Origin of the sequence: Rhizobium sp. WYCCWR 11146, from assembly GCF_013591995.1 — a bacterium.
Lineage (GTDB): Bacteria > Pseudomonadota > Alphaproteobacteria > Rhizobiales > Rhizobiaceae > Rhizobium > Rhizobium indicum.
Window position 1 is genome coordinate 37296 of the sequence record NZ_JACCEY010000009.1, and the last position, 12947, is coordinate 50242.

Genomic DNA, 12947 nt, shown 5'->3' on the forward strand with positions numbered 1-12947 from the left:
GCGCTTTGCCGGGAATTTTCTCTAAAAAACCTGGCGCATGATCACGAACAGCACGAAGGCGATCGCAATCGAGGCCGGCAACGTCAGCACCCAGGCCATCAGCATGTTGCGCACGGTCGACCATTGCAGGCCGGAGCTGTTCGCCGCCATGGTGCCGGCCACGCCTGATGACAGCACATGCGTGGTCGAGACCGGCAGACCGAGATGGTCGGCCGAAGCGATGGTGACCATCGCCACGACTTCGGCTGCCGCGCCCTGACCATAGGTCAGATGCGTCTTGCCGATCTTTTCGCCGACAGTGACGACGATGCGCTTCCAGCCCACCATCGTGCCGAGGCCGAGCGCGATTGCGACCGCCACCTTCACCCAGAGCGGGATGAACTTCGTCGCATTGTCGACCGCCTTGTGGTAGTTCGTCACCGCGCTAAGGTCACCGGCATCCATCGGCAGCAGCTTCTGCTTGTCGATCAGCTTCAGCGCCTCGCCGATCAGGTAGATGTCGTTTCGGACGTTGCCGACGAGATTGGTCGGTACTGCTTCGAGCGTCGGGAAGCCGGCGACCTCAGCACTGGTCTGGTGGATATATTGCTGCAGAGCCAGCGTCGTCGCATCCGTCCAGGTCTTGTTCTTGACGGCGTTGCTGACCTCGGCCTTGTAGTCCGCAACCGTCACGCCAGGCTTCACATATTTGCCGAGCGCGGTTTCCACCTGGGCCGATGCCGACTTGTAGGCTTCGAGATAGTTGACATCGGGCGTGCGGTTCAGCGCGAAAGCCGTCGGCACCAGGCCGATCAGGATGAGCATGATGAGGCCCATGCCCTTCTGGCCGTCGTTGGAGCCGTGGGCGAAGCTGACGCCGGTGCAGGTGAAGATCAGGATGGCGCGGATCCAGAGCGGCGGCGGCTGGTTGCCCTTCGGCTCCGCATAGAGCGCCTTGTTGCGCACCAAAAACTTCATGACCAGCAGGAGAACAGCGGAAAGACCGAAGCCGATCAGCGGCGAGATCAAAAGCGACAGACCGATATTGGTCGCCTGCGACCAGTCGACGCCGCTGGTCGCGGTGCCTGCCGGCGCCAGGAACTGGTTGGCAAGGCCGACGCCGATGATCGAGCCGACCAGCGTGTGCGAACTCGACGATGGCAGGCCGAGATACCAGGTGCCGAGGTTCCAGACGATCGCGGCAATCAGCAGCGCGAAGACCATGGCAAGGCCGGAGCCGGAACCGACCTGCAGGATCAGTTCCACCGGCAGCAGCGCCAGGATGCCGAAGGCGACGGCGCCGCTCGAGGTCAGTACGCCGAGGAAGTTGAAGAAGCCGGACCAGATGACGGCGAATTCCGCCGGCATGGAACGGGTGTAGATCACGGTGGCGACGGCATTGGCCGTATCATGAAAACCGTTGACGAACTCGAAGCCGAGCGCGATGAGCAGCGCAAGGCCTAGGAGAATCCAGGGAACGGCAACTGCAGTTGTCAGGTCGCGGGCGAGTGCATAGGCGACATATCCAAGGCCACAAACCAGAACGAGCGCAAACAGCGGCAAGAACCACTTGCTGGCCGAATTCGAACTGTGGAGCGGGTGGGAAGCGTCGCTATGAACCTGGCTGGGGGCAATATCGGCCATGGCATAGTTCCTTGTTCCGTTTTGCAAATTTGCCTTTTGTTAATAATTCCGCAGCGTGAAGCTCTCATGACGCCCCACCCGGCCCGCCCCGTAAGCCACTGATGTCGGACGATATTGACGGTGAAGCGCTTGGTACCGTCGCCTTCACGAAGGATGACGCGTCACAATCCCAGCCGCACAAGATGACTGGCTGCGCAGTGACAAAATCGCGCCCCGAGCGAATAAATCCTTCCCGCCTGGGACTCCGACGCTAAGTTCGGTCATCTCACACCCGCGCGGAGTCTTAGACGACATGTCATCGACCGACCTGCTGCTGACCTTCAACACCGGTTCTTCGACCGTTAAGATCGGCATCTTCGCGATAGATGGCGCCGAGGCACGACGCATCGGCAAAGGCGTGATCGATTTCCGCGCCGAACCGCTGTCGCTCGGCCTGACGAAAGGGCTGCAGATAGTCGAGATGCCGTTGAAGGCCGAGGTGACGGAAGACCTGCACGGCGTCATCGATGAGACCTTCGCGCGTCTCGCCGATCACTTCGACATGACAGCGACGCGTGCTGCCGGCCACCGTGTCGTCCATGGCGGCGACCGCTTCACCAGGCCGATCGCCCTCGACGCCGCCGCAATCGATGCCGTCGATGCGCTGACCCCGCTTGCGCCCCTGCACCAGCCGCAGGCGCTGCGTTTCATCCGCGCCCTCCGGCATCTGAAACCGCATCTTGCCCAGACGGCCTCCTTCGACACGGCTTTTCACGCCACGCAGGACGATCTCGTTCGCCGCTTCGCCATTCCCCGCGCGCTGCATGACGAGGGCATCAAGCGCTACGGCTTCCACGGCCTGTCCTATAAATTCATCGCCGGAGAGCTTCGCCGCAAGGCGCCGCGCACGGCAAAGGTGGTTGTCGCCCATCTCGGCAGCGGCGCCAGCCTCTGTGCGCTGGATGACGGCATCAGCCGCGATTGCAGCATGGGCTTTTCGACGCTCGACGGCATCCCGATGGCGACGCGCCCGGGCTGGCTCGATCCCGGCATCATCCTGCATCTGGCCCGTCAGAGGAAACAATCCTTCGAGGAGATCGAGGACTTGCTCTATCACCGTTGCGGCCTGCTCGGCGTCTCCGGCATCAGCGCCGATACGCGCGACCTGCTGAAGGACGGACGGCCGGAGGCGCGCCTGGCGATCGACCTCTTCACCCTGCGCGTTGCCGGCGAAATCGGCCGCATGGCGGCGACGCTTGGTGGCCTTGACGCCATCGTCTTCACCGCCGGCATCGGCGAGCATCAGCCGGAGATCCGCGCAGGCGTGGCTAAACGGCTATGCTGGCTTGGCTTTGCAATCGACGAAAAGGTCAATGCTGCCAATGACTTTACGATCAGCACCAGGGAAAGCCGCATCGCCGCCCATGTCATCGCCACCGATGAGGAGCAGATCATCGCCGAGGAGGCGCTGTCCGTTCTTGGCAGTGGCTGATCCAGATCAACAGCTTGCCGGCAGCAGCCGGTAGAATTGACGTTGAAGACGTTTTCGAACGGGAGAAACCCATGGAAAAGCATGTCTCGACCGCCGCCCTTAACGATGCCGAACTCACCCTGATCGACCGCTATTGGCGCGCCGCCAATTATCTCTCCATCGGCCAGATCTATCTGCTGGCCAATCCGCTGCTGCGCGAGCCGCTGAAACCAGAGCACATCAAACCCCGCCTGCTCGGCCATTGGGGCACGACACCCGGCCTCAACTTCATCTATGCGCATCTGAACCGTCTCATCCGCGCTCGCGACCTCGATATCATCTACATGTGCGGCCCCGGCCATGGCGGGCCGGGCATGGTCGCCAACACCTATCTCGAAGGCATCTACAGCGAGATCTATCCCGATATCTCCGAGGATGCCGAAGGCATGCGCAAGCTTTTCCGACAATTCTCTTTCCCCGGCGGCATTCCGAGCCACGCGGCACCCGAAACGCCGGGCTCGATCCACGAGGGCGGCGAACTCGGCTATGCCCTCGTCCATGCCTATGGCGCCGCCTTCGACAATCCCGATCTGATCGTCGCCTGCGTCATCGGCGACGGCGAAGCCGAAACCGGGCCACTGGCTGCGAGCTGGCATTCCAACAAGTTTCTGAACCCTGCCCGCGATGGCGCCGTGCTGCCGATCCTGCATCTGAACGGCTACAAGATCGCCAATCCGACCATTCTTGGCCGCGCCAGTCACGAGGATTTGCAGAGCCTCTTTGAAGGCTACGGCTACGAGCCCTTCTTCGTCGAGGGTCACGAGCCGCGCGACATGCACCAGCAGATGGCCGCAACCTTCGACAGGGTCTTCGATCGCATTCGCGAAATCCAGGAGGAAGCCCGCAAGGGCAAGGCACCCGATATCTGCCCGCGCTGGCCGATGATCGTGCTGCGCAGCCCGAAGGGCTGGACGGGACCGAAGGAAGTCGATGGCAAGAAGGTTGAAGGCTTCTGGCGCTCCCACCAGGTGCCGGTCTCCAATTGCCGCGAGAATGAAGGGCATCGCAAGATCCTCGAGGACTGGATGCGTGGCTATGATCCGGAGGACCTCTTTGGCAACGACGGCCGGCTGAAACCCGAGTTGCGGGCGCTAGCCCCCGTCGGCGAGCGCCGCATGGGCGCCAATCCGCATGCCAATGGCGGCTTGCTGCGCAAGGAACTCGATGTTCCCGATATCCGCGACTATGCGGTCGATATCGGCAAGCGCGGCAGCGCCATGGTGCAATCGACGGAAATCCTCGGCCATTACTTGCGCGACACGATGAAGCGCAACGCGAAGGCTGCCAATTTCCGTATCTTCGGCCCCGACGAGACAGAATCGAACCGTCTCGGCAGCGTCTTCGAAGTCACCGACCGTGTCTGGATGGAGCGTATCGAACCCTACGACGTCCACTTGTCCCCAGATGGACGTGTCATGGAGGTGCTGAGCGAACATCTCTGCCAGGGCTGGCTGGAAGGCTACCTGCTGACTGGCCGGCACGGCCTGTTCTCCTGCTACGAGGCCTTCATCCACATCATCGATTCCATGTTCAACCAGCACGCCAAATGGCTGAAGGTGACGCGGGAACTCGAGTGGAGAAAGCCGATCTCGTCGCTGAATTACCTGCTGACATCGCATGTCTGGCGTCAGGACCACAACGGCTTCAGCCATCAGGATCCCGGCTTCGTCGACCTCGTCGCCAATAAGAAGGCCGATATCGTCCGCATCTACCTGCCGCCGGATGCCAACACCCTGCTTTGGGTCGGCGATCATTGTCTGCGAACCTATGACCGCATCAATGTCATCGTCGCTGGCAAGCAACCGGAGCCGCAATGGTTATCGATGGACGAGGCGGTGAAACATTGCGAGGCCGGCATCGGCATCTGGCGCTGGGCGAGCAACGAGGACGACACCATTTTGCCCGATCTCGTCATGGCCTGTGCCGGCGACGTGCCGACCATGGAAATGCTTGCAGCGGTCGATCTGCTGCGCAAGGCCATTCCCGAGCTGAAGATCCGCACCGTCAACGTCGTCGATCTCCTGGCACTGCAATCCAGGGATCAGCATCCGCACGGCCTGACCGACGAGGCATTCGATGCGATCTTCACCGCCGACAAGCCTGTCATTTTCGCCTATCACGGCTATCCCTATCTCATCCACCGCCTGACCTATAAACGCACCAACCACCGCAACATCCACGTCCGCGGCTTCATCGAGGAAGGCACGACGACGACCCCCTTCGACATGACCGTCCTCAACGAACTCGACCGCTTCCACCTCGCCATCGAAGCGATCGAGCGTGTGCCGGGCCTGAAGGAAAAGGCAGGAGAAGCGCTCGCCGCCTTCCGTGGCAAGCTTGCGGAACATCACGACTATGTCCGCGAATATGGTGAGGACATGCCGGAGGTGCGGAACTGGACATGGCCGATGGCGTGAAGCGAAAACCAAACGGAATCGCACGGAACTGGTCGGCGGAGATCATCCGGCGGAAGCGATCGTCAAGCAAAGTCTAAAGTTGGTGAAAACCCTCGGCGCACTGTTCCTGCAAGACCGCATCGTAGGCTATGTGTCTCGGGCAAGCTTCAAGGCCGTCGACCGAGGAAACGACATGAAAAGTTTCGCTGCCACGCTTACCGCCGCCCGGCTGGAAAAGGCGCTCGCCTTCTACATGACGCCCGCAGCCCAGCGCGATGGCTCAGACGATGCCGTCAAATCAGCTGAGCAACGAGACGCATACGAGACCCGCGCCGGCGAACGCGCCCGCAACACGGAAGAGGGCGTCGAAGCCTGGTAAACCGGGAAACCTTGCGGGTGGCCTATACACGTTCAAGCCGAACCTTCTCCTTCATGCGCCAGACCCGCGGCGTTTCTCCGGTGTATTTAACGAAGAAGCGCGAGAAATAGGCGGGATCGGCAAAGCCGAGCCGAAATCCGATCTCCTGCACGCTGCCCAGTGTAAAAACCAGTTGGCGTTTCGCCTCTTCGACGAGTTTGCCAGCGATCAATTCATGCGGCGTGTTGCCGGTCATCGACCGGACGATGCGGGTGAGATGAGTCGGCGAAAGCCCAAGCTCTCTGGCGTAGAACGACGCGGGCTTGTGTGACCGAAAATGTTGCTGAATGAGCTCGCTCAGCATTTCCATCCGCCGCTCGTTCTCGTTGGGCGGAAGCTCGCGCGTATTCCCTTCATGAGAAATCCTCGCCGTCAGCCGCAGCGCCAGAGCTACATAGGCTGCCAACGCCTCGTTGCGGCCGCTGCGGCGGTTTTCGAATTCGTCGCCCAGCCGCTTCAACGTCTGCATGACATAGACGGCCTCGGCATTATCGGGATCGAGCGGCGTCAGATGCGGCGCCGCCAGCCATTCGCCGAGTTGGCTTCGATCACCGAGCGGATGGCTGAGATGGGATCTCAACAGGGTGATCACCAGGCCGTCGATATCGCGTGAAAAACGAAAGCCGTGATTGAGCCCGGGCGGCACGGTGATGATGGCCGGCGGACGGATGGCATGGCTCCTTTCGCCGAAGATCGCATCGCCGGAACCGCTTTCGATGTACAATATCTGAAAGAAACTCTCGTGGCGGTGCGGGCGAATCTCCCAGTGATGCAAACTGCTGCGAGAGCGAATTGTTTCGCAATGCACCCAAAAATCCGGTTCTCGCCCGGTCTTTTCGCCGTAGAGTTCATAGGTGGGGACCTGTCTGCTCATGGGGCTCCGTGGGGCTTCTCCGGCACCAATGTTCGATTAGTGCAATTTTTAGGTTGGGATGTCCATTGCTGCGGCAGGCGCGGCGCGGCAGAATCTGGCAAAACGCAAAAATGCAGGGAGGCAGCATTTGCGAACGCAGGTCGCCATTATCGGTTCGGGGCCATCCGGCCTACTGCTCGGCCAGCTTCTGACCGAAGCCGGCGTCGACAATGTCATTCTCGATCGTGTGAACAAGTATTATATCCTCGGCCGGGTTCGCGCCGGCGTTCTGGAGGAAGGCACCGTCGGGCTGCTGGATCAGGCAAAAGCGGGGACGCGGCTGCATGCCGAAGGCCTGCCGCATGACGGTTTCTCATTGGCCTTCGACGGACGCGACCACCGTATCGACCTCCACGAATTGACCGGCGGCAGGCGCGTTACGGTTTATGGACAGACCGAGGTAACGCGCGATCTCATGGAGCGGCGCGAAGAAAGCGGCTCCCTGTCGATCTACGATGCTGTCGATGTCGCGCCGCATGACTTCGACGGCCATTCTCCCTTCGTCACCTATCTGAAAGACGGTGTTGTCGAGCGCATCGATTGCGACTTCATCGCCGGCTGCGACGGCTTTCACGGCGCCAGCCGCAAGGCCGTCCCGGAACGGGCAATCAAGACATTCGAGAAGATCTATCCCTTCGGTTGGCTGGGGATCCTTGCCGACGTGGCGCCTGTCAGCCATGAGCTGATCTATGCCAACCATCCGAGAGGCTTTGCGCTCTGTTCGATGCGCTCGGCGACCCGCAGCCGCTACTACATCCAATGTGCGCTCGACGAGAAGATCGAGGACTGGAGCGACGATCGCTTCTGGGACGAGTTGAGACGGCGTCTGCCGACGCATCATGCCGAAGCATTGGCGACCGCGCCATCCTTCGAAAAATCGATCGCGCCGCTGCGCTCCTTCGTCGCTGAACCGATGCGTTTCGGCCGGCTTTTCCTGGTCGGCGACGCTGCCCATATCGTCCCGCCGACCGGCGCCAAGGGATTGAACCTTGCCGCCAGCGACGTTCATTATCTTTTCTCAGGGCTGATCGAGCATTACCGCGAGGGATCGGATGGCGGCATCGACGCCTACTCGCAAAAGGCGCTCGCCCGCGTGTGGAAAGCCGTGCGGTTTTCCTGGTGGATGACGACGATGATGCATCGTTTTCCGGATACCGGGGATTTTGACCAGAAGATCCAGGAGGCGGAGCTCGACTATCTCACCCACTCCCGCGCCGCCTCGACGGCGCTTGCGGAGAACTATGTGGGACTGCCATTCTGATAGGGTTGTCTGAGGTGGGCCATGGACCAGAATTCGACCGTAGAACCGGCCGTCGATAGTTCAGCTCTTCGAAACACAATCATAATTGTACAGTTATGGATTGCAGTACTTATTTCATTTTACATCACCATTTCGCATGACAGGTTAGCGCTAAATTTCTAGCGGCTAGCGAATACGGCGCTGGAGTGCGCCCAAAAGGGAGAGAGAGAATGAAGAAACTATTTCTGGCCGCCATTGCGGCAGTCGCCATGGGCACGAGCGCCTATGCCGACACCATCAAAGTCGGGGTCATCGGGCCGTTCTCCGGTCCGTTCGCGCTCCAAGGCAAGAACTTCAAGGCCGGCATCGATGCCTATATGGCGGTCAACGGCAACAAGGTCGGCAACGATACGGTCGAGATCGTCTATCGCGATGTGCCGCAGGCAGATCCCGCCCAATCCAAGGCGCTTGCGCAGGAACTCATTGTCAAGGAGAAGGTCCAGTATCTGGCCGGCTTCTATTTCACCCCCGATGCCATGGCTGTGACGCCGATCCTGAAGCAGGGCAATGTGCCGATGGTCATCATGAACGCTGCCACCTCGGCGATCGTCACCAAGAGCCCGCTCGTCGTCCGCACCTCGTTTACCACCTGGCAGACCTCGACGCCGATCGCCAAGGTCGCCTTCGACGCCGGCGTCAAGAAGGTGATTTCCGTCGTCAGCGATTACGGCCCCGGCATCGATGCCGAGAACGCTTTCAAGGCCGGCTTCGAAAAGGCCGGCGGCCAGGTGGTCGAGGCGATCCGCATGCCGCTTGCGACCAACGACTTCAGCCCGATCATGCAGCGCATCAGGGATTCTGGCGCTGAGGGCGTGTTCGCCTTCCTGCCCTCCGGCCCGACGACGCTCGGCTTCGTCAAGGCTTACAACGACAATGGCCTGAGGGCTGCCGGCATCAAGTTCTTCGCGCCGGGTGACCTGACGCAGGAATCCGATCTGCCGGCGCTCGGCGATGCCGCACTCGGCATCCAGACGACCTTCCACTATGCCGTGTCGCACGATTCTCCGGAGAACAAGGCTTTCGTCGAGGCGGCGACCAAAGCGATCGGCAACAAGGCCGAACTCTCCTTCCCCTCAGTCAGCGCCTATGACGGCATGTATGTCATCTACAAGATGATCGAGGCGACGGGCGGCAAGCAGGATGCTGAAAAGGCCGTCGATGCGGTCAAGGGCCTTGCTTGGACGAGCCCGCGCGGCCCGGTTTCGATCGATCCGGAAAGTCGTCACATCACGCAGAACATCTATCTGCGCGAAGTGACGAAAGCCGATGACGGGACCTACATCAACAAGGAGGTCCAGACTTTCGAGAAGCAGGGCGATCCGGGTCTGGCGGCCGTCAAGTAACATCGAGCGTCAAGACAGGTGACGGGCTTGGCCTGCGATCAGGCCGAGCCCGGCGCTTGGAAGCAAGGTATTTCCATGCAGACAGTCTTCAGCATAGCCGTCGACGCCCTTGCCTACGGCATGGTGCTGTTCGTGATATCGATCGGCCTTTCGGTGACCATGGGGCTGATGCGTGTCGTCAACCTGGCCCATGGCGCCTTCGCAATGATCGGCGGCTATATCGCCTCCTATGTCGCACGCGACCTCGGCCTCGGTTATGCCGCGGCGGTCATCGCCGCCGTTGTCATCACGATCATCGTCGCCATTCCGATCGAGCGTTTTCTCTACCGCCGGATCTATGGCGCGCCGGAACTGACCCAGGTGCTGATGACCATCGGCATCACCTTCTGCGTCATCGGCATCGCCAATTATGTCATGGGGCCGACGCTGAAGACCATACCGCTTGCCGGTGCGCTACAGGGGTCAGCCGATCTCGGCTTCCGCACCATTCCCGTTCACCGGCTTTTCGTCATCCTCTGCGGCCTCGCCGTGGCTCTCGCCCTCTGGTTTACGATCGACAGGACGAGCTTCGGCGTCAAGCTACGCGCCTCCGTCGACGATGCGGCGATGGCTGCAGCACTCGGCGTGCGCACAGAGATCATCTATGCGGTGAGTTTTGCCGTTGCCGTCGGGCTTGCCGCCTTCGGCGGCGTGGTCGGCGCCGAACTCCTACCCGTCGAACCCTATTACGCGCTGCGCTACATGGTGACCTTCCTGGTCGTCGTCTCCGTCGGCGGCGCGGGCTCCATTCCAGGCGCGCTGATCGCCTGTCTGCTGCTGGGCGCGATCGATACCACAGGACGGTATCTGATGCCGGAATTCGGCGAATTCTTCTTCTATCTCGCGGTGATCGCAATCATCTGCGTCTTCCCGCGCGGCCTTGCCGGAAGGGCGAAATAGGATGGCGCTTGTCATGAACGACGAAAACGAAGGTCTACAGCATCGTCGCGGCTTTATCGGCCGCGATTTCATCGGAATAGCGGTCATCATAGCCATTGCCACGATCGGCTATTTCGCCTTCCCCGATAATCTCGCCCTTCTGACCCGAATGATCACCATCGCGCTGCTCGTCCTGTCGCTCGATCTCGTGACCGGTTATTGCGGCGTCGCAACGCTCGGCCATGCAGCACTTTTCGGCTCCGGCGCCTATGCCGCCGGGATCCTTTCGGCGCATTACGGCATCAATGACCCGCTGCTGATGATGCTGGCCGGCATTGTCGGCGGCGTGGTCGCCGGGCTGCTCTGCGGCGCCATCATCCTGCGTGCGCATGGACTGCCGCAGCTGGTGCTGTCGATTGCGCTGATCAACCTCTTCCATGAATTCGCCAACAAGGCCTCGTCATGGACAGGCGGCAGCGACGGACTTTCCGGTATTGCGCCGGACCCGGTCTTCGGCCTCTTCGAGTTCGATCTCTACGGTCACACCGCCTTCTTCTTCGGAATGGCGCTGCTGCTGACCGTCTTCGTGCTGCTGAGGGTTCTGGTCCGCTCGCCCTTCGGCATGCTCTGCCGCGCCATCAAGCAGGACCCGCTGCGCATCCGCGCCATGGGCGCTTCGCCGAAGGCAGCTCTGATCAGGATGTACGCGATCTCCGGTGCCGTTGCCGGTGTCGGCGGCGCCTTGAACGCGATTTCGACACAGGTCGTCGGCCTCGACAGCCTGTCTTTCACGCAGTCGGCGGAAGCGCTTGTGATGCTGGTCCTCGGCGGCACCGGTTCTCTCTTCGGGGCACTTTCAGGCACCGTCATCTTCATGCTCTTCGAGGACTATGTCTCCGCCGCCAATCCCTTCCATTGGCTGACCATGGTCGGCGCGCTGCTGATCGCCGTCGTGCTCTTTGCGCCGAAAGGTCTCTATGGCACGGCCGCAGCCTTCGTTAGCCGCCGCAGGGAGCAGCGCTCATGAGCCCGGTCTTCGAAGTCGCCAATCTCAAGAAAGCCTTCGGCGGCCTTGCCGTGACCAATAATGTCTCGCTCACGATGTCGCCTGGCGATCGTATCGCGCTGATCGGCCCGAACGGCGCCGGCAAGACCACCTTCGTCAACCTCGTGACCGGCAATCTATCGCCCGATTCCGGCGAGGTTCGCCTCGGCGGCGAGGTGGTGACGAAGGTCGGTGCGATCGGCAGGGTCAGACGCGGCCTTGTCCGCTCCTTTCAGGTGACGCGGCTCTTCCAGGACATGACGCCGGCCGAACATGTGGGACTTGCCGTCCTTCAGCGCGACGGAAAGACCGGGCACATGTTCGGCAATTTCCTGCGTATGCCCGATGTCATGGCCGAGGTCGACGATCTCCTCGGCAAGCTCGGACTGGCTTTCCTGATGCATCGCAAGGTCAGCGAAATCGCCTATGGCCAGCAGCGACTTCTCGAGATCGCCGTGGCGCTGGCATTGAAGCCGAAGGTGCTGCTGCTCGACGAGCCGGCAGCCGGCGTGCCGCAGAGCGATACCGGCCGCATCGAGCAGGCGCTGGCCGATCTGCCTGCCGATCTCGCCGTGCTGATGATCGAACACGACATGGACCTCGTCTTCCGTTTTGCCAGACGCGTCATCGTGCTTGCATCAGGCACGATCATCTTCGATGGCCTGCCGGAAGACGTCACCAAGGATGCGCGCGTGCGCGAGGCCTATCTCGGGAGCTATGCCAATGCCAGCCATATCGCTTGAGGTCGAGAATCTGTCGGCCGGATATGGGCCGACAAAAGTGCTCGAAGGTATTTCCTTCTCCGTGCCGGCAGGCGCTCGCCTTGCCGTGCTCGGCCGCAACGGTATGGGCAAGACCACGCTGCTCGCGACGCTTGCCGGGCAGACCAGGCGATACGAGGGCAGCATCCGCCTCGGCGATTCGGATGTCACGACGGCACCGAGTGCTGCACGCGCGCATAAAGGCCTCGGATATGTGCCGCAGGCACGCTGCGTCTTCCCGACGCTGACGGTCGAAGAGAACCTCTTCGTCGGCTTGAAGGCGCGACCGAAAACGGCGCTGGAGGAGGCCTATACGATGTTCCCGCGCTTGAAGGAGCGCCGCCGCAATCTCGGCAGCCAGCTTTCCGGCGGCGAGCAGCAGATGCTCTCCACGGCCCGCACCATCCTCGGCCGCCCGTCCGTCCTGCTGCTCGACGAACCGCTGGAGGGCCTCGCGCCCGTTATCTGCGAGGAACTGATGGCGGCCTTCGCCGACCTTGCCAAGACGGGAGACATGACCATCGTGCTGGTCGAGCAGCGCATCCAGAGCGCGCTCGATTTCGCCGATCAGGTCGTCATTCTCGAACGCGGCAGACTGGCCTGGACCGGAACGCCGGAGAACCTCACCAGGGATCACGAGGCTGTCGAGAGGCTGCTCGGGGTCGGCGGCCTGCATTGATTGATGGTCGGCTGAAGCTTGGCCTCTGCCGATAGGTGCCA

Annotated in this window: 11 protein-coding genes; 9 read left to right on the forward strand and 2 right to left on the reverse strand. The window is 61.3% G+C overall.

The window, feature by feature from the left end; all coding sequences use genetic code 11:
* Positions 1-21 precede the first annotated feature (21 nt).
* Positions 22-1623: an inorganic phosphate transporter gene (locus HX899_RS04530; RefSeq protein ID WP_171600602.1), complete on the reverse strand. Its 1602-nt coding sequence runs from the start codon at positions 1621-1623 to the stop codon at positions 22-24.
* A gap of 292 nt (positions 1624-1915) precedes the next feature.
* Between HX899_RS04530 and HX899_RS04535 the strand changes: the two genes are divergently transcribed.
* From HX899_RS04535 to HX899_RS04545, 3 genes are all read left to right on the forward strand, one after another.
* Positions 1916-3094, forward strand: a complete 1179-nt coding sequence (locus HX899_RS04535) for an acetate/propionate family kinase (protein ID WP_181291718.1) — start codon at positions 1916-1918, stop codon at positions 3092-3094.
* Between the two features lie 71 nt (positions 3095-3165).
* Positions 3166-5550: a phosphoketolase gene (locus HX899_RS04540; protein WP_171600603.1), complete on the forward strand. Its 2385-nt coding sequence runs from the start codon at positions 3166-3168 to the stop codon at positions 5548-5550.
* Positions 5551-5629: 79 nt separating this feature from the next.
* The gene (locus HX899_RS04545) at positions 5630-5908 is read left to right on the forward strand and encodes a hypothetical protein (RefSeq protein WP_171600604.1); all 279 of its coding nucleotides are present in this window, start codon (positions 5630-5632) and stop codon (positions 5906-5908) included.
* A 22-nt stretch (positions 5909-5930) separates the two neighbouring features.
* Here HX899_RS04545 and HX899_RS04550 read toward each other — a convergent pair whose 3' ends face one another.
* Complete coding sequence (locus tag HX899_RS04550; RefSeq protein ID WP_171600605.1) at positions 5931-6821, reverse strand: helix-turn-helix domain-containing protein; 891 nt, start codon at positions 6819-6821, stop codon at positions 5931-5933.
* A 127-nt stretch (positions 6822-6948) separates the two neighbouring features.
* Here HX899_RS04550 and pobA point away from each other — a divergent pair, with 127 nt between their 5' ends.
* From pobA to HX899_RS04580, 6 genes are all read left to right on the forward strand, one after another.
* The gene (pobA, locus tag HX899_RS04555) at positions 6949-8121 is read left to right on the forward strand and encodes a 4-hydroxybenzoate 3-monooxygenase (protein WP_181291719.1); all 1173 of its coding nucleotides are present in this window, start codon (positions 6949-6951) and stop codon (positions 8119-8121) included.
* Positions 8122-8330: 209 nt separating this feature from the next.
* Positions 8331-9503: an ABC transporter substrate-binding protein gene (locus HX899_RS04560; protein ID WP_181291720.1), complete on the forward strand. Its 1173-nt coding sequence runs from the start codon at positions 8331-8333 to the stop codon at positions 9501-9503.
* Positions 9504-9578: 75 nt separating this feature from the next.
* Complete coding sequence (locus tag HX899_RS04565; RefSeq protein WP_026158858.1) at positions 9579-10442, forward strand: branched-chain amino acid ABC transporter permease; 864 nt, start codon at positions 9579-9581, stop codon at positions 10440-10442.
* Between the two features lies 1 nt (position 10443).
* Complete coding sequence (locus HX899_RS04570; protein ID WP_181291721.1) at positions 10444-11448, forward strand: branched-chain amino acid ABC transporter permease; 1005 nt, start codon at positions 10444-10446, stop codon at positions 11446-11448.
* On the forward strand, positions 11445-12209 hold the full coding sequence (locus HX899_RS04575) for an ABC transporter ATP-binding protein (RefSeq protein ID WP_181291722.1): 765 nt from the start codon (positions 11445-11447) through the stop codon (positions 12207-12209). The genes HX899_RS04570 and HX899_RS04575 overlap by 4 nt, the downstream gene beginning before the upstream one ends.
* A complete protein-coding gene (locus tag HX899_RS04580; RefSeq protein ID WP_181291723.1) occupies positions 12190-12906 on the forward strand; it encodes an ABC transporter ATP-binding protein in 717 nt (238 codons plus the stop codon). The genes HX899_RS04575 and HX899_RS04580 overlap by 20 nt, the downstream gene beginning before the upstream one ends.
* The last annotated feature ends 41 nt before the right edge of the window (positions 12907-12947 follow it).